This is a genomic window from Bacillus nitratireducens, assembly GCF_036320425.1.
Taxonomy (GTDB): domain Bacteria; phylum Bacillota; class Bacilli; order Bacillales; family Bacillaceae_G; genus Bacillus_A; species Bacillus_A nitratireducens.
Map to the genome: position 1 here is coordinate 536,557 of NZ_JAUMJO010000003.1, position 23,371 is coordinate 559,927.

The 23,371-nt window shown below is 37.3% G+C and carries 25 protein-coding genes; 22 read left to right on the forward strand and 3 right to left on the reverse strand.

Features of this window, described 5'->3' with window-relative positions; all coding sequences use genetic code 11:
• Positions 1 to 47: 47 nt before the first annotated feature.
• From Q3V31_RS14715 to Q3V31_RS14730, 4 genes are read left to right on the forward strand one after another with little or no spacing between them, the layout of a single operon-like run.
• Positions 48 to 617, forward strand: a complete 570-nt coding sequence (locus Q3V31_RS14715) for a nicotinate-nucleotide adenylyltransferase (protein WP_001226028.1) — start codon at positions 48 to 50, stop codon at positions 615 to 617.
• Positions 607 to 1,176: a bis(5'-nucleosyl)-tetraphosphatase (symmetrical) YqeK gene (gene yqeK / locus Q3V31_RS14720; RefSeq protein ID WP_001078256.1), complete on the forward strand. Its 570-nt coding sequence runs from the start codon at positions 607 to 609 to the stop codon at positions 1,174 to 1,176. The genes Q3V31_RS14715 and yqeK overlap by 11 nt, the downstream gene beginning before the upstream one ends.
• Entirely contained in the window at positions 1,173 to 1,529 is a 357-nt protein-coding gene (rsfS, locus tag Q3V31_RS14725) for a ribosome silencing factor (RefSeq protein WP_000653209.1), read from the forward strand. Before yqeK ends, rsfS begins: the two co-directional genes overlap by 4 nt.
• On the forward strand, positions 1,526 to 2,275 hold the full coding sequence (locus tag Q3V31_RS14730) for a class I SAM-dependent methyltransferase (protein WP_016130264.1): 750 nt from the start codon (positions 1,526 to 1,528) through the stop codon (positions 2,273 to 2,275). The genes rsfS and Q3V31_RS14730 overlap by 4 nt, the downstream gene beginning before the upstream one ends.
• Positions 2,276 to 2,446: 171 nt before the next feature.
• On the opposite strand, the gene comER is transcribed toward Q3V31_RS14730, so the two are convergent.
• The gene (gene comER / locus Q3V31_RS14735) at positions 2,447 to 3,274 is read right to left on the reverse strand and encodes a late competence protein ComER (RefSeq protein WP_001020557.1); all 828 of its coding nucleotides are present in this window, start codon (positions 3,272 to 3,274) and stop codon (positions 2,447 to 2,449) included.
• A 77-nt stretch (positions 3,275 to 3,351) separates the two neighbouring features.
• Here comER and Q3V31_RS14740 point away from each other — a divergent pair, with 77 nt between their 5' ends.
• The 3 genes from Q3V31_RS14740 to Q3V31_RS14750 all read left to right on the forward strand — a co-directional run bounded on the left by Q3V31_RS14740 (position 3,352) and on the right by Q3V31_RS14750 (position 6,907).
• Entirely contained in the window at positions 3,352 to 3,951 is a 600-nt protein-coding gene (locus tag Q3V31_RS14740; RefSeq protein ID WP_000989945.1) for a helix-hairpin-helix domain-containing protein, read from the forward strand.
• A 62-nt stretch (positions 3,952 to 4,013) separates the two neighbouring features.
• Entirely contained in the window at positions 4,014 to 4,571 is a 558-nt protein-coding gene (locus tag Q3V31_RS14745) for a ComE operon protein 2 (RefSeq protein WP_000439790.1), read from the forward strand.
• Positions 4,572 to 4,585: 14 nt separating this feature from the next.
• Positions 4,586 to 6,907: a DNA internalization-related competence protein ComEC/Rec2 gene (locus tag Q3V31_RS14750; protein ID WP_329765564.1), complete on the forward strand. Its 2,322-nt coding sequence runs from the start codon at positions 4,586 to 4,588 to the stop codon at positions 6,905 to 6,907.
• 29 nt (positions 6,908 to 6,936) lie between these two features.
• On the opposite strand, the gene Q3V31_RS14755 is transcribed toward Q3V31_RS14750, so the two are convergent.
• Positions 6,937 to 7,071, reverse strand: a complete 135-nt coding sequence (locus tag Q3V31_RS14755) for a YqzM family protein (RefSeq protein ID WP_001058627.1) — start codon at positions 7,069 to 7,071, stop codon at positions 6,937 to 6,939.
• 346 nt (positions 7,072 to 7,417) lie between these two features.
• Between Q3V31_RS14755 and holA the strand changes: the two genes are divergently transcribed.
• Entirely contained in the window at positions 7,418 to 8,428 is a 1,011-nt protein-coding gene (holA, locus tag Q3V31_RS14760) for a DNA polymerase III subunit delta (RefSeq protein WP_071734834.1), read from the forward strand.
• An 84-nt stretch (positions 8,429 to 8,512) separates the two neighbouring features.
• Here holA and rpsT read toward each other — a convergent pair whose 3' ends face one another.
• Complete coding sequence (gene rpsT, locus Q3V31_RS14765; protein WP_001274011.1) at positions 8,513 to 8,770, reverse strand: 30S ribosomal protein S20; 258 nt, start codon at positions 8,768 to 8,770, stop codon at positions 8,513 to 8,515.
• 180 nt (positions 8,771 to 8,950) lie between these two features.
• Here rpsT and gpr point away from each other — a divergent pair, with 180 nt between their 5' ends.
• The 14 genes from gpr to Q3V31_RS14835 all read left to right on the forward strand — a co-directional run bounded on the left by gpr (position 8,951) and on the right by Q3V31_RS14835 (position 23,330).
• On the forward strand, positions 8,951 to 10,054 hold the full coding sequence (gene gpr / locus Q3V31_RS14770; RefSeq protein ID WP_000662633.1) for a GPR endopeptidase: 1,104 nt from the start codon (positions 8,951 to 8,953) through the stop codon (positions 10,052 to 10,054).
• Positions 10,054 to 10,416: a YqxA family protein gene (locus tag Q3V31_RS14775; protein ID WP_000373336.1), complete on the forward strand. Its 363-nt coding sequence runs from the start codon at positions 10,054 to 10,056 to the stop codon at positions 10,414 to 10,416. Before gpr ends, Q3V31_RS14775 begins: the two co-directional genes overlap by 1 nt.
• A 210-nt stretch (positions 10,417 to 10,626) precedes the next feature.
• Positions 10,627 to 12,450, forward strand: coding sequence for an elongation factor 4 (gene lepA, locus Q3V31_RS14780; RefSeq protein WP_001030965.1), 1,824 nt, complete (start codon positions 10,627 to 10,629; stop codon positions 12,448 to 12,450).
• A gap of 134 nt (positions 12,451 to 12,584) precedes the next feature.
• Positions 12,585 to 12,959 (forward strand): winged helix-turn-helix transcriptional regulator, encoded by a 375-nt coding sequence (locus tag Q3V31_RS14785; protein ID WP_001293537.1) that lies wholly within the window; start codon positions 12,585 to 12,587, stop codon positions 12,957 to 12,959.
• A 51-nt stretch (positions 12,960 to 13,010) separates the two neighbouring features.
• Positions 13,011 to 14,150, forward strand: coding sequence for a radical SAM family heme chaperone HemW (gene hemW, locus Q3V31_RS14790; RefSeq protein ID WP_329765565.1), 1,140 nt, complete (start codon positions 13,011 to 13,013; stop codon positions 14,148 to 14,150).
• 133 nt (positions 14,151 to 14,283) lie between these two features.
• Positions 14,284 to 15,300, forward strand: a complete 1,017-nt coding sequence (gene hrcA, locus Q3V31_RS14795; protein ID WP_000954960.1) for a heat-inducible transcriptional repressor HrcA — start codon at positions 14,284 to 14,286, stop codon at positions 15,298 to 15,300.
• 114 nt (positions 15,301 to 15,414) lie between these two features.
• Positions 15,415 to 15,981 carry a nucleotide exchange factor GrpE gene (gene grpE / locus Q3V31_RS14800; protein ID WP_000392708.1) on the forward strand — a complete coding sequence of 189 codons (567 nt, stop codon included), beginning with the start codon at positions 15,415 to 15,417 and terminating at the stop codon, positions 15,979 to 15,981.
• A gap of 26 nt (positions 15,982 to 16,007) precedes the next feature.
• Complete coding sequence (gene dnaK / locus Q3V31_RS14805; RefSeq protein WP_000034705.1) at positions 16,008 to 17,843, forward strand: chaperone protein DnaK; 1,836 nt, start codon at positions 16,008 to 16,010, stop codon at positions 17,841 to 17,843.
• 193 nt (positions 17,844 to 18,036) lie between these two features.
• The gene (gene dnaJ / locus Q3V31_RS14810; protein WP_000043943.1) at positions 18,037 to 19,140 is read left to right on the forward strand and encodes a chaperone protein DnaJ; all 1,104 of its coding nucleotides are present in this window, start codon (positions 18,037 to 18,039) and stop codon (positions 19,138 to 19,140) included.
• 28 nt (positions 19,141 to 19,168) lie between these two features.
• Positions 19,169 to 20,107, forward strand: coding sequence for a 50S ribosomal protein L11 methyltransferase (prmA, locus tag Q3V31_RS14815; protein ID WP_000872116.1), 939 nt, complete (start codon positions 19,169 to 19,171; stop codon positions 20,105 to 20,107).
• Between the two features lie 144 nt (positions 20,108 to 20,251).
• Positions 20,252 to 21,001 (forward strand): 16S rRNA (uracil(1498)-N(3))-methyltransferase, encoded by a 750-nt coding sequence (locus Q3V31_RS14820; protein ID WP_001190146.1) that lies wholly within the window; start codon positions 20,252 to 20,254, stop codon positions 20,999 to 21,001.
• A gap of 6 nt (positions 21,002 to 21,007) precedes the next feature.
• Positions 21,008 to 22,360, forward strand: coding sequence for a tRNA (N(6)-L-threonylcarbamoyladenosine(37)-C(2))-methylthiotransferase MtaB (mtaB, locus tag Q3V31_RS14825; RefSeq protein WP_000246646.1), 1,353 nt, complete (start codon positions 21,008 to 21,010; stop codon positions 22,358 to 22,360).
• Positions 22,361 to 22,697: 337 nt separating this feature from the next.
• Positions 22,698 to 22,871: a 30S ribosomal protein S21 gene (gene rpsU / locus Q3V31_RS14830; protein ID WP_000048061.1), complete on the forward strand. Its 174-nt coding sequence runs from the start codon at positions 22,698 to 22,700 to the stop codon at positions 22,869 to 22,871.
• Positions 22,872 to 22,886: 15 nt separating this feature from the next.
• Positions 22,887 to 23,330: a GatB/YqeY domain-containing protein gene (locus tag Q3V31_RS14835; protein ID WP_000054578.1), complete on the forward strand. Its 444-nt coding sequence runs from the start codon at positions 22,887 to 22,889 to the stop codon at positions 23,328 to 23,330.
• Positions 23,331 to 23,371: the final 41 nt, after the last annotated feature.

Below are 23,371 nucleotides of genomic sequence, written 5' to 3' on the forward strand. Positions count from 1 at the left end.
AAATTTATGGGGAGAGTTGCTGTATGTAAAAGGAAGGAGCGTTTCTTTTGAGAAAAATTGGCATTATTGGTGGCACGTTTGATCCACCTCATAATGGGCATTTGTTAATTGCAAATGAAGTGTATCATGCTTTAGGGTTGGAAGAGGTATGGTTTTTACCGAATCAAATTCCACCGCACAAGCAAGGACGTAACATTACGAGTGTGAAAAGTCGATTAAACATGCTGCAAATAGCGACTGAGGAAGAAGCATACTTTTCAATTTGTTTAGAAGAGCTAGACAGAGAAGGCCCATCTTATACGTACGACACTATGGTACAATTAACGGAAAAGTATCCGGATGTGCAGTTTCACTTTATTATTGGCGGAGACATGGTTGAGTATTTGCCGAAGTGGTATAACATTGAAAAGTTACTTAAGCTTGTGACTTTCGTTGGAGTTGCAAGACCAGGTTATACATTACATACGCCTTATGATATCGTGAAAGTGGAAATTCCGGAGTTTGCAGTTTCTTCTTCTTTGTTACGTGAGAGATATATGACGAAGAAAACGTGCAAATATTTACTCCCCGAAAAAGTACAGGTATATATCGAGAGGAATGGGTTGTATGAATCGTGAGGAAGCACTTAGCATTGTCAAACAACAAATGCATGAAAAACGTTATATACACACGGTTGGTGTAATGGAAACAGCGATTGAACTTGCTAGGTTATATGATGTAGATGAAAAAAAGGCAGAGATGGCTGCTATATTTCACGATTATGCAAAATGTAGAGCGATTCCAGAAATGGAAGAGATTATCAAGAGAGAAGATTTGCCGAAGAATCTACTGCACTATAACAAAGAGTTATGGCATGCACCTGTTGGGGCATACTTAGTAGAAAAAGAAGTAGGCATTACTGATCCTGAAATTCTACAAGCTATTACATATCATACAAGTGGTCATGAAAAAATGACAATGTTAGATAAAGTTATTTATGTAGCAGATTACATTGAACCAGGACGTAAGTTTCCTGGTGTGGAAGAAGCGAGGAAACTCGCATATAAAGATATAAATCAAGCTTTACTGTTTGCTTTAAAGCGGACAATTCAATTTTTAATGGAAAAAGATCAAACGATTTATCCATTAACATTCCAAACATACAATGCAGTTATCAAGGAGGAAATTAATAAATGAAAGATAAAGAGTTATTAGTATTAGCGGCAAAAGCAGCTGATGATAAGAGAGCAGAAGATATGGTTGTACTAAATATGCAAGGTATTTCACCGATTGCAGACTATTTTATTATTTGTCACGGAAATTCAGACAAGCAAGTGCAAGCAATTGCACGTGAAATTAAAGCGAAGGCACATGAGTTCGAAATTAACGTACAACGTATGGAAGGCTTTGATGAAGCGCGTTGGGTTTTAGTAGACCTTGGTGATGTGGTTGCTCATGTATTCCATAAAGACGAGCGTAATCACTATAATTTAGAGCGTCTATGGGGCGATGTGCCGCGTGAAGATATTGCAGATGAGCTAGATCAATGAAATACGAACAATTTGCTTTGCTGTATGACGAACTGATGAATGATGTCCCTTATGATAAATGGGTGGAATTCACAGAGGAAAGTTTGCAACAGGCATCTATGAAAGAGGCAAAAATTCTTGACGTAGCATGTGGAACTGGTAACGTAACACTTCCGCTTGTGCGAAAAGGTTATGATTTGATTGGTGTAGATCTTTCGGAAGAAATGTTAACTGTCGCACAGCAAAAATTGGGGGGAGAAGGTTACTTTATTCCTTTTTACCAACAAGACATGAGAGAACTTGATGTTCCTGGTGAATTCGATTGTGTGACAATCTTTTGTGACTCATTAAATTATGTATTGCAAGAAGATGGAGTACAAGAAACATTTAGAAGAGTTTTCCACCATTTACGTCAAGATGGCTTGTTTTTATTCGATGTACATTCTTTATATAAAATACATCATGTATTTCAAAATGAAACGTACACAGTGAATGGCGAAGAAATATCACTTATTTGGAACTGCTTCCCTGGAGAAGAATCAGATAGTGTGGAACATGATTTAACATTCTTTGTTCAAGATCCAGAAGAAGAAGTGTATCATCGTTTTGACGAATGTCACGTGCAACGTGCATATCAGGTTGAAGAGCTAACGAAATGGCTTGAAGAAGCTGGTTTTACAGTGCTTCGCGTGACTGGTGACTTTGAGCGACTTGAAGTTACAGAACAAACAGAGCGCATCTTTTTTATGGCGAAGAAGAATGGATAAAACAAAAGCAACCGCTAAGGTTGCTTTTGTTTTATAGAAAAGATGTAGTTTTAGTTCTAGAAAAATAAAAAGAAGATATGTGTAAAGTGTAAAAATGCTAGTTTTAGTGAAAATGTAGCATGAAAAAGATAACTATTAATTAAAGGATTTGGAATTACGATGGCGTATTTATTATGTGTGTTTATTGAATTGCTGCTCAACGCACTTTAAATCTTCATCAAATTTCTCATGTGTCCGTTCGATTAATTTATGAAACATATCCCCAACGTGCTCTTCTAAAATGCGAATACCTTCTCCTGTAACACCGCCTTTAACGCATACCTTTTCTTGTAAAGTAGGTAATGTAAAAATTTCTTTTTCAAGTAATTTCCCCATTCCAATGACCATTTCACTTACTAAAGTAGTGGCTTCTTCATGTGTAATATTCGTTTTATCTACAGCAGCGTTAATAAAACATTGTAATAAATAACTAAAAAAAGCAGGGCCACAGCTTGCTATATCAGATGAAACGCGCGTTATATCTTCGTCTATAACAAGGGGAGTAGAAATTTTTTTGAATAGATGATGTAGTTTTTGTTTCCATTCTTCAGAGCAGTTATTTCCAAATGTAAATAGTGATGCGCCAGATAAAGCACGGTTTGTAATACTTGGAATAATTCGTGCGATATGGCAAGGTATAAGCGTTTCTAATTGTGATGGAGATATTGGGCTTGTAATAGAAACTAAGCACTTTTCATCTGAAAAATGTTCAGCGTATTTTTGTAGGATAGGGTATATGTCTATCGGTTTTACGCAAATGAAAATAAGCTGGGAGTGTTCGATTACTTCTTGGATTGTTTTGGCTATATGAACAGAAGGGTATTTTTCCTTTATATGATATGCTTTGGCAGGCGTCCGATTAATAATAGTAAGGCACGAAGGTTTGACAGCACGGGTTTCTAAAAATGCATCGATTAGTATATTCCCCATGTTCCCTGTCCCTATAATTCCTATGTTCAATGTTTCATCCCTCCTTCGTAACGGCTTTCTCCTAAACAATATGAATGATGTTATGAATTTATGATTAGAGGTGTAAAATGATGTGGGATTTTCCGAAAAAATGGTTGGGATTAGTGGTTATTATTGGAACTGTAATTTTTCTTTTTTTCTGGAAAACGAACCAGCATGCAGAGCAAACAATTATGACAACAGATGTTCAAATGAAAGATGTGGAGAAGAAAAGGAAACCGAAAGAATTGGGCACAAAGGAGCAGAAAAGAACAATTGTAATTGATGTAAAAGGAGCTGTTTTTAAAGAGGGTGTGTATGAAATGAAGGAAGGGGAGCGGGTGAAGGATGCGGTTGAAAAAGCAGGTGGTTTTTTACCGGATGCAGAGATAAAGAAAGTGAATTTGGCACAAGTTGTACAAGATCAAATGCTTCTTTATATTCCTAACAAAAATGAACCAGTGCAAGAGGGGGCTGCTTCTTCAAAAAAAGAGGGGAAAGTACAAATAAATACAGCTTCTAAAGAACAACTTGAAAAAATAACAGGTATTGGTTCCCGGAAAGCGGAAAGTATTTTGAAATATCGAGAAGAACACGGACCGTTTCAGAAAATAGAAGATTTATTGGAGATTGACGGGATTGGAACGAAGTCACTTGAGAAAATAAAAGATCAAATAATTATTCCGTAAAAGATTGACGAAGTTTTTCTTTTTTCGCTACACTACAAGTAGACAAAAAAGTAGGTGAAGATATGGAACGAATTTCATGGGATCAATATTTTATGACGCAAAGCCATTTATTATCTTTGCGTAGTACATGCACAAGGCTTGCGGTAGGAGCGACAATCGTTCGTGATAAACGAATTATTGCTGGCGGATATAACGGTTCAATTAAAGGTGGTGTGCATTGTATAGACGATGGTTGCTATGTCATTGACAATCATTGTGTTCGTACAATTCATGCTGAAATGAATGCTTTATTGCAATGTGCGAAGTTTGGTGTGAAAACAGAGGAATCGGAAATATACGTTACGCATTTCCCTTGTTTGCAATGTTGCAAGGCGATTATTCAAAGTGGTATTACAGCAGTTTATTATGCACAGGATTATAAAAACCATCCGTATGCCATAGAGTTGTTTGAACAAGCAAATGTGACAGTGAAACACGTTCCGCTAGAATACGATATTGCCTCGCTAGAGGAGCAAGAGCGTCATTTGCAGTTAAAAGAACTATTCTCATCTTTCGAAAAAGATAGTTTGTCAATGGAAGAATTACAGCATGTATTCACGAAAGCAAAAATGATGCTATAAGGAGTGGATATGAGTTGCAGGGACAATGGGGCTATGTTGCAATCTCGTTTATAATGGGGATTGCAATTGCCTTTTCCTCGTCGTATTTGTTGACTGCTTGTTGTTTCGTTAGTTATGTTTTATTTTATTTGTATCGTACCTCTCATATAACCTTCATCATTTGTATGTTAGCGTGTTTTAGTGGCGCTATGTATACCACGTATGTTCAAAGTCAAAATAAGCCTCTAGGAGAGTCCTACGAAGTTACACGAGGTGTTATACAAAATACACCTTTTATTAATGGGGATCGCCTTTCTTTTCAAATTAAAGATCAAAATGAGAATATAGTACAGTTGAACTATAAAATTCAATCTGCATCAGAAAAGGAGCAATTGCGCCAATTATTTGCAGGAATAGCATGTACATTTAAAGGGGAGAAGCAAGAAGCGCAAACTGCCAGGAATTTTCATGCCTTTGATTATCGTGATTATTTATACCAGCAAAAAATACATTTTACATTCAATGTGAGCGATATTTCTGAATGCCATAGAACATCGTTGTCTCTCGTGCAGTGGATTTTCTTTTTTAGGCAGCAAGCAATCTCGAAAGTTACAGAAATATTTCCGGAACAGTCAGGTGCGTTTATGAACGCATTATTATTTGGAGATCGACAACAAATGTCGTTTGAAGTAGAAGAACAATATCAACAATTTGGTCTTATACATTTGTTGGCAATTTCAGGTTCGCATATCGTATTGCTGATAGTTATAATGTATTTTGTTTTACTAAGAAGTGGTGTAACGAAGGAGAGAGCAACGGTATGTCTTATAGTTTGTATTCCTCTGTATATGATCATAGCAGGTGCATCACCGTCTGTCGTAAGGGCTTCTATAACAGGGGTATTGTTGCTAGTAGCTTTCATATGTTCTGTTCGCTTATCTAGCTTAGATGCATTAAGTATAACGGCTATATGTATGCTTATATACGATCCGTATTTTATTTTCAATATTGGATTCCAGTTTTCATTTGTAGGTAGCTTTGCCTTACTGTTATCTGCTCCGATATTACTAGCGCGTAGTAACGGAGCAATCCGAAATACGATTTATATTTCTGTTGTTTCACAGCTCGTTAGCACCCCGATTTTGCTATATCATTTTGGTTGTTTTTCTCCTTATAGTATTTTCCTCAATCTTTTGTATGTTCCGTTTCTATCTATTCTTGTATTACCCTGTAGCATTGTTATCCTTCTATGTATGCCGATCATTCCATTTCTTGCGAAAGGAATTGCATATGTATTATCGATATGTTTAACAGTTTCTAATAATTTTTTAAGCTACTGTGAAAATTTCCCGTTTATCCGCCTTACTTTCGGTCAAACACCCTTAATTCTTGTGATTATATATTGTTTTAGCATTATTAGCATATTGGTGTTTTGGGAAAAGAGAATATCCCAAAGGATTTTTTTCATGGTTGTAGGCGTATTTCTTTTTATTTGTACGTGTCATTATGTATCACCATATTTTCGCGAAAGTGGGAGTATTACATTTCTTGATGTTGGACAGGGAGATGCGATATTAATTCGTCTCCCGTACGATAAAGGGGTTTATCTTATTGATACAGGTGGAGCGCTTCATATCAAGAAGGAGGCATGGCAAGAAAAAAAGCATGAATTTTCTGTTGGGCATGATATTCTTATTCCTTTTTTACAAAAGGAAGGTATTAAAACAATTGATAAATTAATTGTAACGCATGGAGATGCGGATCATATAGGTGCTGCACAGGATTTATTATCATCTATTACTATAAAAGAAGTTGTATTTGGGAGAAAGGACCAAGATGCTGTATTAGAAAAAGCGTTAAAGAAACAAGCGTTAGCAAAGAGAGTGAAGGTAAGTGTAGTAGGAGAGGGTGAGAGCTGGAGAGTAAATGAAGCAGAATTTTTTGTATTAGCTCCAAAAGGAAAAGAAAAAGGAGAAAATGATTCTTCGGTTGTAATATGGGCGAAATTAGGAGGGTTAACATGGTTATTCACGGGTGACTTAGAAGAAGAAGGTGAACGGCTTGTAGTATCAACATATCCGGAGTTGCGGGCTGACATTTTGAAGGTTGCGCATCATGGGAGTAAAACGTCATCTACCGAACCTTTTTTGAGCCTTGTACAGCCGGGTGTAGCGATTATTTCAGTTGGAGAGCGCAATAGGTATGGGCACCCGCATAAGGAAGTTATAGAAGGTTTTAAGAAGGATGGTATTGAAATATGGCGCACGGATAAGCAAGGTGCTATTTCTTATGTTTTTAAAGGGGAAAAAGGAACCTTTCGCAGTAAAATCACATATGATGAAACACATAATAGATAAAAAAGAAGACTGCCATTAAGCGGCAGCCTTTAAGAACCGATAAATTTAATAACAGTTGCAATGATGAAAAGTGTTGCGAAAAAACCAAATGAGACGATAAATCCTACCCCTGAATCAATAGCGTCATTGCGTTTACTTTGAACGTTTTGTTCAAAATTATTCATTTAGAATCCCTCCCCAACATTCCACTTTAGTATAAAATATTGTCAGAAAAAAATCTACAATTTATATATGAAGAGAAATCGAGTATTTTTCCTACTTTGAGCTCGTTAAGTAACGTGATTTTTTCGTTTCCAATCATGTTAACAGTTGGCACTTATACTTGGATTTTTATTGTGAATAATAAAGGGAAGGTGATTACCGCACACCAATAAGAAACCCGGGACTTATTGCGTGGCGTTTTATATAAATAAAGGGACGGGTTATAAAGCCTGTTCCTTTGTACTTGTAAAACAAAAGCTAGGGCATTAGTATAAATATATATTGCCAAGTTAGGGAGTAGGAAAAAGTATGAGTGATATACATAAGAAAATTAAAAAGAAACAGTTTGCTCCGTTGTATTTACTGTATGGAACGGAAGCGTATTTTATAAATGAAACGATAAAACTGATTACAACGGAAGCACTTGAAGAGGAAGATCGAGAGTTTAATGTTGTGACATATGATTTAGAAGAAGCGTATTTAGAAGACGTGGTTGAGGATGCACGTACCCTTCCATTCTTTGGAGATCGTAAAGTTATATTAATAAAATCACCATTATTTTTAACGGCACAAAAAGAAAAATTAGAACAAAATATAAAAATTTTAGAAGAATATATCGGAGAACCTTCTCCTTTTTCTATTCTTGTTTTCGTTGCGCCTTATGAAAAATTAGATGAACGAAAAAAAATTACGAAACTATTAAAGAAAACAGCGGATGTAGTAGAAGCGAATGCGATGCAAGTGCAAGATGTCCAGAAGTGGGTTGTTTCTCGTGCGGAAGAGGCACATGTATATATTGATAACCCGGCTGTTAGTTTGTTATTAGAGCTTGTGGGAAGTAATGTCACAATGTTAGCGAAGGAAATGGACAAGCTAACGTTATACGTCGGTATGGGCGGGGAAATTACATCGAAACTTGTGACGGAACTTGTACCAAAATCCGTTGAGCAAAATGTGTTTGCTTTGACAGAAAAAGTGGTAAAAAAAGATATCGCAGGTGCGATGCAAATTTTGGATGGATTATTCACACAGCAGGAAGAACCAATTAAGTTACTCGCATTATTAGTAAGTCAATTCCGTTTGCTGAATCAAGTAAAGGAGTTACAACAACGCGGTTATGGACAAAATCAAATTGCTTCCCATATTGGTGTACATCCGTATCGTGTAAAGTTGGCGATGAATCAAACGAAATTTTTCTCTTTTGAAGAATTAAAAAGAGTTATTTTAGAATTAGCGGAAGCTGATTACAGTATGAAGACTGGAAAAATGGATAAGAAACTTGTGCTCGAGTTTTTCTTAATGCGGTTAAATCATCTGTAATGATACGAAAAAGTTCATGTACTTGTTACGTGAGCTTTTTTTGTATATAAAAAAACGATCCGAATGGATCGTTTTTTAAACGCCTTACGCGTTTACTTGTTTCGCTAAGCGAGATTTTTGACGAGCTGCAGCGTTTTGGTGGATAAGACCTTTACGAGCTGCTTTGTCAAGTTTTTTAGAAGCAGTTTTGAAAGCTTCTTTAGCATTTTCAAGATCGTTATTAGTAACTAAAGCTTCTACAGTTTTAACAGCAGAACGCATGTCAGACTTGATAGAAGCGTTATGTGCACGACGCTCTTCGCTAAGTTTAGCGCGTTTGATAGCAGATTTGATGTTTGCCATACTTTTCACCTCCCTGGTGCAATCGAATGACTCGATTCTTACATAGAACAAGTGATATTCTATCAAACGGTGAAGAGAATTGCAATAGTATATCAATGAAATTTCACGTAAAGGAAAGAATGACCTAATATAACTTGGGGAAATCTAACGATATTTACTATGAATTACGGAGGAGATACGATGAAAGAACCATTAGATTTAAGTAAATATAGTGTTAGAACTGACCTGGCTGTGGAGGCGCATCAAATGCTGCAAGAGCGCCAAGAAGAACAAAAAGGGATACAAGGAGTTATTGTAAAAGAGAGGGAAGAAGAGGGAGTTACAATTACAAAAGTAACTATTGATGAAATTGCATCTGAATCGATGGGGAAAAAACCTGGAAATTATTTAACTCTTGAAGTGCAAGGTATACGTCAACAAGATACGGAACTTCAACAAAAAGTAGAGCGTATTTTTGCGAAGGAATTTTCTTATTTCCTCGAGGATGTTGGAGTTTCAAAAGAAGCAAGTTGTTTAATTGTTGGTCTTGGGAATTGGAATGTAACGCCAGATGCGCTCGGACCGATCGTTGTAGAAAACGTACTGGTAACGAGACATTTATTTCAATTACAGCCTGAAAGTGTAGAAGAAGGATTTAGACCTGTTAGTGCAATCCGGCCAGGAGTAATGGGAATTACAGGAATTGAAACGAGCGATGTGATTTATGGAATCATTGAGAAAACAAAGCCAGACTTTGTAATTGCAATTGATGCATTAGCCGCCCGTTCTATTGAACGAGTAAATAGCACGATACAAATTTCTGATACAGGAATTCATCCTGGATCAGGTGTTGGGAATAAACGTAAGGAACTAAGTAAAGAAACATTAGGGATTCCTGTTATTGCGATTGGTGTTCCAACTGTAGTAGACGCAGTTTCTATTACGAGTGATACAATCGATTTTATTTTGAAGCACTTTGGAAGAGAGATGAAAGAGGGACATAAGCCGTCACGGTCTTTATTACCAGCGGGATTTTCATTTGGAGAAAAGAAAAAGTTAACAGAAGAAGATATGCCGGATGAAAAGAGCCGAAATATGTTTTTAGGTGCTGTCGGTACGTTGGAGGATGAAGAGAAGAGGAAATTAATTTATGAAGTGTTATCTCCTCTCGGTCATAATTTAATGGTGACCCCAAAAGAAGTAGATGCTTTTATAGAGGATATGGCAAATGTAATAGCAAGTGGTTTAAATGCAGCGTTGCATCATCAAATTGATCAGGATAATACAGGGGCATATACACATTGATGGATAGAGATGACAATAGTTGGAGTCGATTTGCGCTCTTGTGTATGTGCGGTACAGTCGTATGTTTACTTATGATGATAGCAGGAGTAGGACTTGCTAATCATGGTTTGAAAAGTATGAAGGGATACCGTCAGTTGTCATATGAACAAATTGCTCATATGACAGGAACAGAAGGTGCAGGAGTTGAATCGGAAATTTTGGGCGAGGCATTTTCAGCTGTTGAAAAACAAAAACAGTTAGAAAACTTAAGGAGTTTCAATGTCGTAGAAGGTATTGGTATGGCGATAGCAAGTGTTACTTACGATATAACTAAGTTCGGAACGGATATAGTTGTTGGGAAGCTAAAAGGGATTTTTAGTTAAGGAGAGTGGGAAGGACGGTTGTCTGTTAGATTTGAAAGACAACCGTTTTTAAATTTGAAAAAAGTTTGTCTCTTATGGTTTGTTCGCATAAGATATAGATAGAATGATTTGTCTTGTAAGCAGCACGAGTTTTCATTGAATCTTTGCTGCTCTATTGATATAATCAGTGCTAGTGTATATTGGCGAGACTATTAGGAGTTGAGAACATAGATGAATAAAGAAGAAAGAGCAAAAAGACAGTCCAAAATTCGTAACTTCTCCATCATTGCTCACATTGACCACGGGAAATCAACGTTGGCAGACCGTATTTTGGAGAAAACAAACGCGTTAACACAGCGTGAAATGAAGGCGCAATTACTTGACTCTATGGAGTTAGAGCGTGAGCGCGGTATTACAATTAAATTAAATGCAGTACAATTAACGTATAAAGCGAAAGACGGTGAAGAGTATATTCTTCACTTGATCGATACACCAGGACACGTCGACTTTACGTACGAAGTATCTCGTAGTTTAGCGGCTTGTGAAGGTGCAATTCTTGTTGTGGATGCAGCGCAAGGTATTGAAGCGCAAACGTTAGCAAACGTATATTTAGCGCTTGATAACAATTTAGAAATTTTACCAGTTATTAATAAAATCGACTTACCAAGTGCGGACCCAGAACGTGTACGTCAAGAGGTAGAAGATGTAATTGGTTTAGATGCATCAGAAGCAGTACTTGCTTCAGCAAAAGCTGGAATTGGTATTGAAGAAATTTTAGAACAAATCGTTGAAAAAGTACCAGCTCCAACAGGTGATTCAGAAGGGCCGTTACAATGTATGATTTTCGACTCTTTATATGATCCGTATCGTGGTGTAATTGCTTATATCCGTGTTGTAAATGGAACGGTAAAAGTTGGCGATAAAGTACGTATGATGGCAACTGGAAAAGAATTTGAAGTAACAGAAGTAGGTGTGTTTACACCGAAAACAACGCAACGTGACGAGTTAACAGTAGGTGATGTAGGTTTCTTAGCAGCATCTATTAAAAACGTTGGTGATACACGCGTTGGTGATACGATTACACATGCGAAACGTCCAGCTGCAGAGGCGTTAGCGGGATATCGTAAGCTAAACCCAATGGTATTCTGTGGTTTATATCCGATTGATTCTGCTCGTTATAACGACCTACGTGATGCATTAGAAAAACTAGAATTGAATGATTCTGCTCTTGAGTTTGAACCAGAAACATCTCAAGCGCTAGGATTTGGTTTCCGTTGTGGTTTCTTAGGACTTCTTCACATGGAAATTATTCAAGAACGTATTGAACGTGAATTTAAGATTGACTTAATTACAACAGCGCCAAGCGTTATTTATAAAGTTTATTTAACAAACGGTGAAGATGTTATTGTTGATAATCCATCTAATATGCCAGATCCACAGTCTATCGATCGTGTAGAAGAGCCATTTGTGAAGGCTGCAATTATGGTTCCTAATGACTATGTTGGAGCTGTAATGGAAATTTGCCAAGGTAAACGTGGAACGTTTATTGATATGCAATATTTAGATGAAACACGTGTTACATTGACATATGATATCCCGTTATCAGAAATCGTATATGATTTCTTCGATCAATTGAAATCAAATACGAAAGGATATGCATCATTTGACTACGAGTTAATTGGTTATAAACCATCTAAACTTGTGAAAATGGATATTCTTTTAAATAATGAACAAGTGGATGCTTTATCATTCATCGTGCACCGTGATTCAGCGTATGACCGTGGTAAAGTAATTGTAGAGAAATTAAAAGAATTAATTCCAAGACAACAGTTTGAAGTGCCAATTCAGGCGACTATCGGAAACAAAGTTGTAGCGCGTTCTACAATTAAGGCGATGCGTAAAAACGTACTTGCAAAATGTTACGGTGGTGACATTTCTCGTAAGCGTAAACTTCTTGATAAGCAAAAAGAAGGTAAAAAACGTATGAAGTCTGTTGGTTCTGTAGAAGTACCACAAGAGGCATTCATGGCTGTACTGAAAATGGATGACAACTAATAATTAAAATAAAAAAGGAGTCGTTTATGCGGCTTCTTTTTTTCTGTATAATTACTTTTTAGACATCTTAGCTTCTCTCATTTACAATGATGAGAGAGCTTTTTAGTGATTGATCTAGAGTTAGGAGACTATTAATGTCCGAAAATATTCGAAAAGATATTCAAGATAAAATAGAAAAAGGGAATTTTAATTGTGAAAAGGAATTGACACTTTCTATTATTAGTGGGAAGTGGAAAGTTGTGATATTGTGGCACTTAGGTGTGGAAGGTCCGCATCGTTTTAGTGAATTGCAACGACTGTTCCCGAGTATTTCTCATAAAGTGTTGTCGAATCAATTAAAAGAATTAATGGAGGACGGGATTGTTGATCGAACAGTATATCCGGAAATTCCTCCGCGTGTTGAGTACTATATGACAGAACTAGGTATGTCACTTTTACCAATCGTTGAAATGATGTATGATTGGGGAAAAATGCGAATGGAACAAATTCGTAATACATTAGAGAAGTAGAGAATCCTCCGGAGCGCGGAGGTTTTCTTTTTAGAAAGGTAGGAGTTATATTTGGTACAAGCTGCATATATTCATATTCCATTTTGTCAGCATATTTGTCACTATTGTGATTTTAATAAAGTGTTTATTGAACGCCAGCCGGTCGATCAATACTTAGAGTATCTAGAGAAAGAAATAATAAACACGGTTCAAAAAGTACCGTTTGATAGTATGAAAACGATTTTTGTTGGTGGAGGAACGCCGACAGCATTAAATATGGAACAGACAAAAAAACTACTCGATATCATTAACCGTCGTTTGCGTCCATTTGCGCCGAATTGTGAATTAACGTTTGAAGCGAATCCAGGCGACTTACCGAAAGAGAAGTTAAACTTATTGTTAGAAGGTGGAGTAAACCGAATTAGTTTTGGTGTGCAAACGTTTCGTGATGAGCTACTTGAGAAGATTGGGCGTAAGCATACGAGGGAAGATGCATTTTTAGCAATTAGAGAAGCGCAGGAAGTGGGCTTTAAAAATATAAATGTAGATATTATTTATGCTTTGCCAGGACAGACGATAGAAGATGTAAAAGAAACATTAGACATTGCCTTTACGCTTGGTGTACAACATTTTTCAGCATATTCATTAATTGTGGAACCGAAGACTGTATTTTATAACTTAATGAATAAAGGGAAGTTGAGACTTCCAGGTGAAGACCATGAAGCGAAAATGTATGAAATGGTAATGGATGAAATGGAGAAACATGGCTATAAACAGTATGAAATTAGTAATTTCTCAAAAGGTGATAATGAAAGTAGACATAATCTCACATACTGGAATAATGAAGAGTATTATGGATTTGGAGCTGGCGCGCATAGTTATGTAAATGGAGAACGTATCCAAAATGTAGGGCCGCTCAAGCAATATTTCAATAAAATTGATGAAACCGGATTTCCATATTTAGACGTTCAAGTAGTGACGGAGAAAGAAAAAATGGAAGAAGAGTTGTTCTTAGGGCTTCGAAAAACAAAAGGTGTTTCCAAGATAGAGTTCCAAAAGAAATTCAATATGGAGATGGATCAAGTTTTCGCGAAGCAGTTACAAAGCAATCAAGAACAAGGATTGCTTGAAGAGAGAGATGGATATGTGCGTTTAACACGAAAAGGAAAATTATTGGGGAATGAAGTGTTCCAGTCATTTTTGATTGACTAATTAAATGTTCCATAAACATGAAAAAGTTTCATTATTTCGTGACGTTTCCGTTGACAATTGAATGTCAATTTTGGTAAGTTATTAATAGATTTAGCACTCAAAGACAAAGAGTGCTAACAGAGGTGATGATGAGATGCTTACGGAACGTCAGCTCTTAATTTTACAAACAATTATTGATGACTTTATTGGATCAGCGCAGCCCGTTGGGTCTAGAACGTTGGCTAAAAAAGAGGAAATTACATTTAGTTCAGCTACTATTCGAAATGAAATGGCTGATTTAGAAGAATTAGGTTTTATTGAAAAAACGCATAGTTCTTCTGGACGTGTTCCTTCTGAGAAAGGATACCGATTTTATGTAGACCATCTTTTAGCACCACAAAACTTACCGAACGATGAGATTGTACAAATTAAAGATTTGTTTGCTGAAAGAATTTTTGAAGCAGAAAAAGTTGCACAGCAATCTGCTCAAATTTTATCAGAGCTTACGAACTATACGGCTATTGTTCTTGGGCCTAAGTTAAGCACAAATAAACTTAAAAACGTGCAAATTGTACCGCTTGATCGTCAAACAGCAGTCGCTATTATTGTAACGGATACAGGGCATGTACAAAGTAAAACGATTACCGTTCCGGAATCTGTTGATTTATCAGATTTAGAAAAAATGGTTAATATTTTAAATGAAAAGCTATCGGGTGTACCTATGTTGGAACTTCATAATAAGATCTTTAAAGAGATTGTTACAGTATTGCGTGGGTATGTTCATAATTACGATAGTGCAATAAAAATGTTAGATGGTACATTTCAAGTTCCTTTATCGGAAAAGATATACTTTGGAGGAAAAGCAAATATGCTTTCGCAACCAGAGTTCCATGACATTCAAAAAGTAAGGTCCTTGCTGACGATGATTGATAACGAAGCTGAGTTTTATGATATTTTGCGTCATAAACAAGTTGGTATTCAAGTGAAAATTGGTAGGGAAAATTCTTCAATAGCTATGGAAGATTGTAGTTTAATTTCTGCAACATATTCGATTGGAGAAGAGCAACTAGGAACAATTGCGATTTTAGGTCCGACGAGAATGCAATACTCTCGTGTAATTAGTTTGTTGCAGTTATTTACAAGACAATTTACAGACGGACTTAAAAAGTAAATGAGAGTAATACATTCGCTCAAGTGATGAAATTTTCATTGCTGTGTGTAATATATAATGCTTAGGTAATCATGTTATACATGATACCTAATACCTTTTAAGGAGGTGAAAATTGTGGAAGAGCGTAACGAACAAGTGGTAGAAGAAGTAAAAGAAGCGCAAGTTGAAGAAGCTGTCACGCCAGAAAACAGTGAAGAAACTGTAGAAGAAAAAAGTGAGGCTGCTCTTTTACAAGAAAAAGTAGACGAGTTACAAGCGAAACTAACGGAAACGGAAGGTCGCACATTACGTCTACAAGCTGATTTTGAAAATCATAAGCGCCGTGTCCAAATGGATAAACAGGCTGCTGAAAAATATAGAGCTCAAAGTTTAGTTTCAGATATTTTGCCAGCTCTTGATAATTTTGAAAGAGCGATGCAAGTGGAAACAACTGATGAGCAAACGAAATCCTTGTTACAAGGTATGGAAATGGTGCATCGTCAATTACTAGAAGCGTTGACTAAAGAAGGTGTTGAAGTGATTGAATCTGTTGGTAAACAGTTTGATCCTAATGAGCACCAAGCTATTATGCAAGTGGAAGACAGTGAATTTGAATCAAACGCGGTTGTGGAGGAATTCCAAAAAGGTTATAAACTAAAAGACCGTGTGATTCGCCCATCAATGGTAAAAGTAAATCAATAATTTACATAAAAGTAGGAGGAATCGCCATGAGTAAAATTATCGGTATTGACTTAGGTACAACGAACTCTTGTGTAGCTGTTATGGAAGGTGGAGAACCAAAGGTTATCCCAAATCCAGAAGGAAACCGTACAACACCTTCTGTTGTAGCTTTCAAAAATGAAGAGCGTCAAGTTGGGGAAGTTGCGAAACGTCAAGCAATTACAAACCCAAATACAATCATGTCTGTTAAACGTCATATGGGTACAGACTACAAAGTAGAAGTTGAAGGTAAAGATTATACACCTCAAGAAATTTCTGCAATCATTTTACAAAACTTAAAAGCTTCTGCTGAAGCGTACTTAGGTGAAACAGTAACGAAAGCTGTTATTACAGTACCTGCGTACTTCAACGATGCAGAACGCCAAGCAACAAAAGATGCTGGTCGTATCGCTGGTTTAGAAGTTGAGCGTATTATTAACGAACCAACAGCAGCAGCACTTGCTTACGGTTTAGAAAAACAAGATGAAGAACAAAAAATTCTAGTATATGACTTAGGTGGCGGTACATTTGATGTATCTATCCTTGAGTTAGCAGACGGAACATTCGAAGTTATTTCAACTGCTGGTGACAACCGTCTTGGTGGAGACGACTTTGACCAAGTTGTTATCGATCATTTAGTAGCTGAATTCAAAAAAGAAAATAACATTGATTTAAGCCAAGATAAAATGGCACTTCAACGTCTGAAAGATGCAGCTGAAAAAGCTAAGAAAGACCTTTCAGGTGTAACACAAACACAAATTTCATTACCATTCATTAGTGCTGGAGCTGCTGGTCCATTACATTTAGAATTAACATTAACAAGAGCGAAATTCGAAGAGCTTTCAGCAGGTCTTGTTGAAAGAACGTTAGAGCCAACTCGTCGTGCATTAAAAGACGCTGGTTTTGCTCCAAGCGAATTAGATAAAGTTATCCTTGTTGGTGGTTCTACACGTATCCCAGCTGTACAAGAAGCAATTAAACGTGAAACTGGTAAAGAGCCATATAAAGGTGTAAACCCAGATGAAGTTGTAGCATTAGGTGCTGCAGTTCAAGGTGGCGTATTAACTGGTGATGTAGAAGGCGTTCTATTATTAGACGTAACTCCACTTTCTTTAGGTATCGAAACTATGGGTGGTGTGTTCACGAAACTAATCGAGCGTAACACTACAATTCCAACAAGTAAGTCACAAGTATTCTCAACAGCTGCTGACAACCAACCAGCAGTAGACATTCACGTACTACAAGGTGAGCGTCCAATGTCAGCTGACAACAAAACATTAGGTCGTTTCCAATTAACAGACCTTCCGCCAGCACCACGTGGTATTCCACAAATCGAAGTAACATTCGATATTGATGCGAACGGTATCGTTAACGTACGTGCAAAAGACTTAGGAACAAGCAAAGAGCAAACTATTACAATCCAATCTTCTTCAGGTCTTTCTGATGACGAAGTAGATCGTATGGTACAAGAAGCAGAAGCAAATGCTGACGCTGACCAAAAACGTAAGGAAGAAGTGGAACTTCGCAACGAAGCTGACCAACTTGTATTCCAAACGGATAAAGTTGTAAAAGATTTAGAAGGTAAAGTGGATGCGGCTGAAGTTGCAAAAGCAACAGAAGCGAAGGAAGCATTACAAGCTGCGATCGAGAAGAACGAGCTTGAGGAAATCCGTGCGAAAAAAGACGCTTTACAAGAAATCGTACAACAATTAACTGTTAAATTATACGAGCAAGCTCAAGCAGCTGCAGGGCAAGCAGAAGGTGCACAAGGAGCACAAGACGCTGGCGCGAAGAAAGACAATGTAGTAGACGCTGAGTTTGAAGAAGTAAAAGAAGATAAGTAATATAAATAAGTAAGATGACAAAAAGTCAAAGTCAAGCGTGCCTTGGCTTTGGCTTTTTTCATGAATGAGAAGAAAAGTGTGAGGTTCTTAAGTTTTTTACTTTGCATACTGTAAGTGAGGAAACTTTGTTGCAAAGCACTTTCTTTCGGTGTTAAAATTACGTTTATGTGAAAGATTCGGGGGTTGCAAATTTATGAGTAAACGAGACTATTACGAGGTCCTTGGACTTAGCAAGGGCGCTTCTAAAGATGAAATAAAAAAAGCCTATCGTCGTTTGGCTAAAAAGTACCATCCAGACGTAAGTAAAGAAGAAAATGCAATTGAAAAGTTTAAAGAAGTACAAGAAGCATACGAAGTATTAAGTGACGATCAAAAACGCGCACAGTATGATCAATTTGGTCACGCTGGTCCGAATCAAGGTTTCGGTGGAGGAGACTTCGGCGGTGGCTTCGGTTTCGAAGATATCTTTAGTTCATTCTTTGGCGGTGGTGGCGGCAGACGTCGTGATCCAAATGCTCCGCGTCAGGGTGCTGATTTACAATATCAAGTTACTTTAGAGTTTGAAGAAGCTATTTTTGGTAAAGAATTAAACGTTGAGATTCCAGTGGAAGACCCATGTGATACTTGTAAAGGTAGCGGGGCAAAGCCAGGAACTTCAAAAGAAACATGCAAACACTGTTCAGGATCAGGTCAAGTAAGTGTAGAACAAAATACACCGTTTGGTCGTATTGTTAACCGTCAAGCTTGTGGTCATTGTTCAGGAACTGGTCAAATGATTAAAGAGAAATGTACGACGTGTCACGGTTCTGGTAAAGTTCGTAAACGTAAAAAAATTAATGTTAAAATTCCAGCGGGTATCGATAATGGTCAACAAATTCGTGTATCTGGAAAAGGTGAAGCAGGCGTAAATGGTGGGCCGGCAGGAGATTTATATGTTGTTGTTCATGTAAGAAACCATGAATTCTTTGAGCGTGAAGGAGATCACATTATTTGCGAAATGCCATTAACATTTGCGCAAATGGCACTTGGTGCGGAAGTAGAAGTTCCTACTGTTCATGGCAAAGTGAAGCTGAAAATTCCAGCAGGAACACAAACAGGAACAGAATTCCGCTTAAAAGGAAAAGGTGCTCCGAACGTACGTGGATATGGTCAAGGAGATCAATATGTAGTCGTTCGTGTTGTTGTGCCGACGAAATTAACTTCACACCAAAAAGATTTATTGCGTGAATTTGCAGGGCAAGAAGAGCAAGATGATAGTTTGTTTGGAAAGCTTAAACGTGCTTTCAAAGGGGAATAATGGAAATAAAAAATGGAGTTGGTAAATTGTGAAATGGTCAGAAATTAGTATTCATACAACAGTAGAAGCAGTAGAAGCTGTCTCTCATATTTTACATGAAGCTGGTGCTAGTGGAGTTGCGATTGAGGATCCAGCGGAATTGACGAAAGAGCGCGAGCAACAATATGGTGAAATTTATGCATTGAATCCAGATGAATACCCGGCAGAGGGTGTATTAATAAAAGCATATTTCCCGCAAACGGATTCTTTACAGGAAACAATTGCAGGTGTAAAATCATCTATTGATGTGCTTCCATCTTACGACATCGAAATTGGTACTGGAGATATTACCATTAACGAAGTCAATGAAGAAGATTGGGCTACTGCTTGGAAAAAATATTACCATCCAGTACAAATTTCTGATACATTCACAATCGTACCGACGTGGGAAGAATATACACCATCTTCTCCAGAAGAAAAAATTATTGAATTAGATCCAGGTATGGCGTTTGGAACAGGAACTCATCCAACAACAACGATGTGTATTCGTGCTTTAGAAAAAACAGTTCAACCAGGTGATACTGTCATTGATGTTGGAACAGGTTCTGGTGTACTTAGTATTGCAGCGGCAAAATTAGGTGCATCTTCTGTTCAAGCATATGATTTAGATCCAGTTGCAGTGGAAAGCGCAGAAATGAATGTGCGTTTAAATAAAACAGATGACGTTGTGTCTGTTGGACAAAATAGTCTATTAGAAGGTATTGAAGGTCCTGTTGATTTAATCGTAGCGAATTTATTAGCAGAAATTATTCTTCTATTCCCTGAAGATGCAGCAAGAGTTGTGAAGTCAGGCGGATTATTTATTACATCTGGTATTATTGCAGCGAAGGAAAAAGTGATTTCTGAGGCGCTAGAAAAAGCTGGATTTACAATTGAAGAAGTGTTACGAATGGAAGATTGGGTAGCAATTATTGCACGAAATGCGTAATATAGATTTTAGTTTATAATGAAAAGGGGAGTCTCTCACTATAAGGTGAGGGACTTGCCGTTTGTTATATGAAAAATGATAACGTTTCGTTCTTTTCGTAAGTGTTGACTTACGAAAGGAACGAAACTCTACTAAGGTGATTATATGCAACGTTATTTTGTAGAAGAAAAACATGTAAGTGAAACAAAGATTCGTATCGTAGGTGATGATGTACATCATATCGGAAGAGTGATGCGTATGTCAGCTGGTGACCACATTTATTGTTGTGTAAATGGTAAAACAGCAGAATGTTCGATTGCTGAAATTACCAGTGAATTTGTAGATACCGCTATTGTAGAATGGGTAGAGGCGTCGAGTGAACTTCCTGTGTTCGTGACGATTGCGAGTGGACTGCCGAAAGGAGACAAGCTTGAGTTAATTTTTCAAAAGGGAACTGAGCTTGGGGCAGCTGCATTTTTACCATTTCAAGCATCTCGATCTATTGTAAAATGGGATGCGAAAAAAGCTGATAAAAAAGTTGAGCGTTTAAAAAAAATTGTGAAAGAAGCTGCGGAACAATCGCATAGAAGCGAAATTCCAGAAGTACATGCTCCCGCATCGTTTAAGCAATTGCTTGCAATGAGTAACGAGTATGATGTATGTCTTGTTGCGTATGAAGAGGAAGCAAAGCAAGGTGAGAAATCTAATTTTGCAAAAGCTTTGGCGACGATTAAACCAGGTCAGAAGCTACTGATTGTATTTGGGCCAGAAGGCGGTTTAGCGGAGGAAGAGATTACTGCGCTTCGTGAACATAAATTTGTACCATGTAGTTTAGGACCGAGAATTTTAAGAACAGAAACGGCTCCGCTTTATGCGTTAAGTGCCGCTTCTTATCATTTTGAATTGATGGGGTGATAATCAATGGCAACTGTTGCGTTCCACACGTTAGGTTGTAAAGTGAACCACTATGAAACAGAAGCGATTTGGCAATTGTTTAAACAAGGTGGTTATGAAAGAACTGAATATGAAAAGAAATCTGATGTATATGTTATTAACACATGTACAGTAACAAATACTGGAGATAAGAAAAGCCGTCAAGTCATTAGACGTGCTGTACGTCAAAATCCAGATGCAGTAATATGTGTAACTGGATGTTATGCACAAACATCTCCAGCAGAAATCATGGCAATTCCAGGTGTAGATATTGTTGTTGGTACGCAGGATCGTGAGAAGATGTTAGGATACATCGAAGAATTCCGTAAAGAGCGCCAACCGATTAATGCTGTCCGCAACATTATGAAAACACGTGTATACGAAGAACTTGATGTGCCGTATTTCACGGATCGTACACGTGCATCTTTAAAAATACAAGAGGGTTGCAATAACTTCTGTACATTCTGTATAATTCCTTGGGCGCGTGGTTTAATGCGTTCTCGTGATGGGAAAGAAGTTATTAAACAAGCGCAGCAATTAGTAGATGCAGGTTATAAAGAAATCGTATTAACAGGTATTCATACAGGTGGATACGGTGAAGATATTAAAGATTATAACTTAGCTGGATTACTTCGTGATATGGAGGCGGAAGTAGGCGGATTAAAACGTCTTCGTATTTCTTCTATTGAAGCGAGTCAAATTTCGGATGAAGTAATTGAAGTATTAGATAAGTCAGAAGTAGTTGTACGCCACTTGCACATTCCGTTGCAATCAGGATCTAATACTGTGTTAAAACGTATGCGCCGTAAGTATACGATGGAATTCTTCCAAGAGCGTTTAGATCGTTTGAAAGAGGCGTTACCAGGCCTTGCGATTACATCAGACGTAATTGTTGGATTCCCAGGTGAAACAGAAGAAGAATTCATGGAAACATACAATTTCATTAAAGAGAATCGCTTCTCTGAGTTACACGTGTTCCCTTATTCAAAACGTACAGGAACACCTGCAGCGCGTATGGAAGATCAAGTTCCTGAAGATGTGAAGAACGATCGTGTTCACCGTCTAATTGAACTATCTAACCAATTAGCGAAAGAGTATGCGTCTCAGTTTGAAGGCGAAGTACTTGAAATCATTCCAGAAGAGCAATTTAAAGAGGGCGACCGTGAAGGGTTATATGTAGGTTATACAGATAACTACTTAAAAATTGTATTTGAAGGATCAGAAGACTTAATTGGTAAGCTGGTGAAAGTGAAAATTACGAAAGCTGGTTATCCATATAACGAAGCGCAGTTTGTTCGTGTTCTTGAAGATGATGTAAAAAAAGAATCGGCAAGCGCATAATAAAAAGCATGCAACCGAAAATGGTTTGCATGCTTTTTTCTTTCGTGGAGAAGTTAAGTATTGAAATGGAGTACCCGTTAAATAAGTGGTTATTTAGCAAATTTTGTATGGGGAAGTTTTCGTGATAAAAATATATATTTTTTTAGTTGGGAGCGATAACGGCTGTTTACATAGATTTTTGGAAAAGGAAGAGCATCTATTCTTCTTTTATTCTGCCAAATAGTTGACCTGAAGTGATAAAATGTATTATAATCGTAAAAGACATGCTGAAGAAGTGTTTCTTTTTGCATGCTGAAGTTAGTATGTAAGTGTGATGTTTCGGAGGGAGGGAAAGAGAATGTCAAAAACAGTCGTTCGTAAAAACGAGTCTTTGGAGGATGCACTTCGCCGTTTTAAAAGATCGGTTTCTAAAACTGGTACACTTGCTGAAGCAAGAAAGCGCGAGTTTTATGAAAAGCCAAGTGTAAAACGTAAGAAGAAATCTGAAGCGGCAAGAAAGCGTAAGTTCTAAGAGAGGGTGTAAGTGATGAGTCTTCTCGGTCGTTTAAACGATGATATGAAACAAGCGATGAAGAATAAACAAAAAGAAAAATTAACCGTTATTCGTATGGTTAAGGCTGCTTTACAAAATGAAGGTATTAAACTGCAACATACTCTTACTGAAGAAGAGGAATTAACAGTTTTAGCTCGTGAAGTAAAACAGTATAAGGACTCCCTCCTTGAATTTAAAAAAGCTGGTCGTGAAGACCTTGTTGATAAACTGCAAAGTGAAATTCAGATTTTAAGCGCATATTTGCCGGAGCAATTAACAGAAGAAGAACTAGCGGATATAATTAAGCAAGTTATTTCTGAAGTTGGTGCTACATCTAAAGCAGATATGGGTAAGGTGATGACTGCTGTTATGCCGAAAGTAAAAGGTAAAACAGACGGATCACTTGTGAATAAGCTGGTTATCCAGCTATTAGCATAAAAAAGCGTCTCATTTCGTATGAGACGTTTTTTTATGCTTTT

Bases quoted from the DNA above. Each gene is read 5' to 3' on its own strand.
- yqeK (WP_001078256.1), top strand. From the start codon at position 607: ATGAATCGTGAGGAAGCACTTAGCATTGTCAAACAACAAATGCATGAA.
- rsfS (WP_000653209.1), top strand. From the start codon at position 1,173: ATGAAAGATAAAGAGTTATTAGTATTAGCGGCAAAAGCAGCTGATGAT.
- Q3V31_RS14730 (WP_016130264.1), top strand. From the start codon at position 1,526: ATGAAATACGAACAATTTGCTTTGCTGTATGACGAACTGATGAATGAT.
- Q3V31_RS14740 (WP_000989945.1), top strand. From the start codon at position 3,352: ATGATGTGGGATTTTCCGAAAAAATGGTTGGGATTAGTGGTTATTATT.
- Q3V31_RS14745 (WP_000439790.1), top strand. From the start codon at position 4,014: ATGGAACGAATTTCATGGGATCAATATTTTATGACGCAAAGCCATTTA.
- Q3V31_RS14755 (WP_001058627.1), bottom strand. From the start codon at position 7,071: ATGAATAATTTTGAACAAAACGTTCAAAGTAAACGCAATGACGCTATT.
- holA (WP_071734834.1), top strand. From the start codon at position 7,418: ATGAGTGATATACATAAGAAAATTAAAAAGAAACAGTTTGCTCCGTTG.
- rpsT (WP_001274011.1), bottom strand. From the start codon at position 8,770: ATGGCAAACATCAAATCTGCTATCAAACGCGCTAAACTTAGCGAAGAG.
- gpr (WP_000662633.1), top strand. From the start codon at position 8,951: ATGAAAGAACCATTAGATTTAAGTAAATATAGTGTTAGAACTGACCTG.
- Q3V31_RS14775 (WP_000373336.1), top strand. From the start codon at position 10,054: ATGGATAGAGATGACAATAGTTGGAGTCGATTTGCGCTCTTGTGTATG.
- lepA (WP_001030965.1), top strand. From the start codon at position 10,627: ATGAATAAAGAAGAAAGAGCAAAAAGACAGTCCAAAATTCGTAACTTC.
- Q3V31_RS14785 (WP_001293537.1), top strand. From the start codon at position 12,585: ATGTCCGAAAATATTCGAAAAGATATTCAAGATAAAATAGAAAAAGGG.
- hrcA (WP_000954960.1), top strand. From the start codon at position 14,284: ATGCTTACGGAACGTCAGCTCTTAATTTTACAAACAATTATTGATGAC.
- dnaK (WP_000034705.1), top strand. From the start codon at position 16,008: ATGAGTAAAATTATCGGTATTGACTTAGGTACAACGAACTCTTGTGTA.
- dnaJ (WP_000043943.1), top strand. From the start codon at position 18,037: ATGAGTAAACGAGACTATTACGAGGTCCTTGGACTTAGCAAGGGCGCT.
- Q3V31_RS14820 (WP_001190146.1), top strand. From the start codon at position 20,252: ATGCAACGTTATTTTGTAGAAGAAAAACATGTAAGTGAAACAAAGATT.
- mtaB (WP_000246646.1), top strand. From the start codon at position 21,008: ATGGCAACTGTTGCGTTCCACACGTTAGGTTGTAAAGTGAACCACTAT.
- rpsU (WP_000048061.1), top strand. From the start codon at position 22,698: ATGTCAAAAACAGTCGTTCGTAAAAACGAGTCTTTGGAGGATGCACTT.
- Q3V31_RS14835 (WP_000054578.1), top strand. From the start codon at position 22,887: ATGAGTCTTCTCGGTCGTTTAAACGATGATATGAAACAAGCGATGAAG.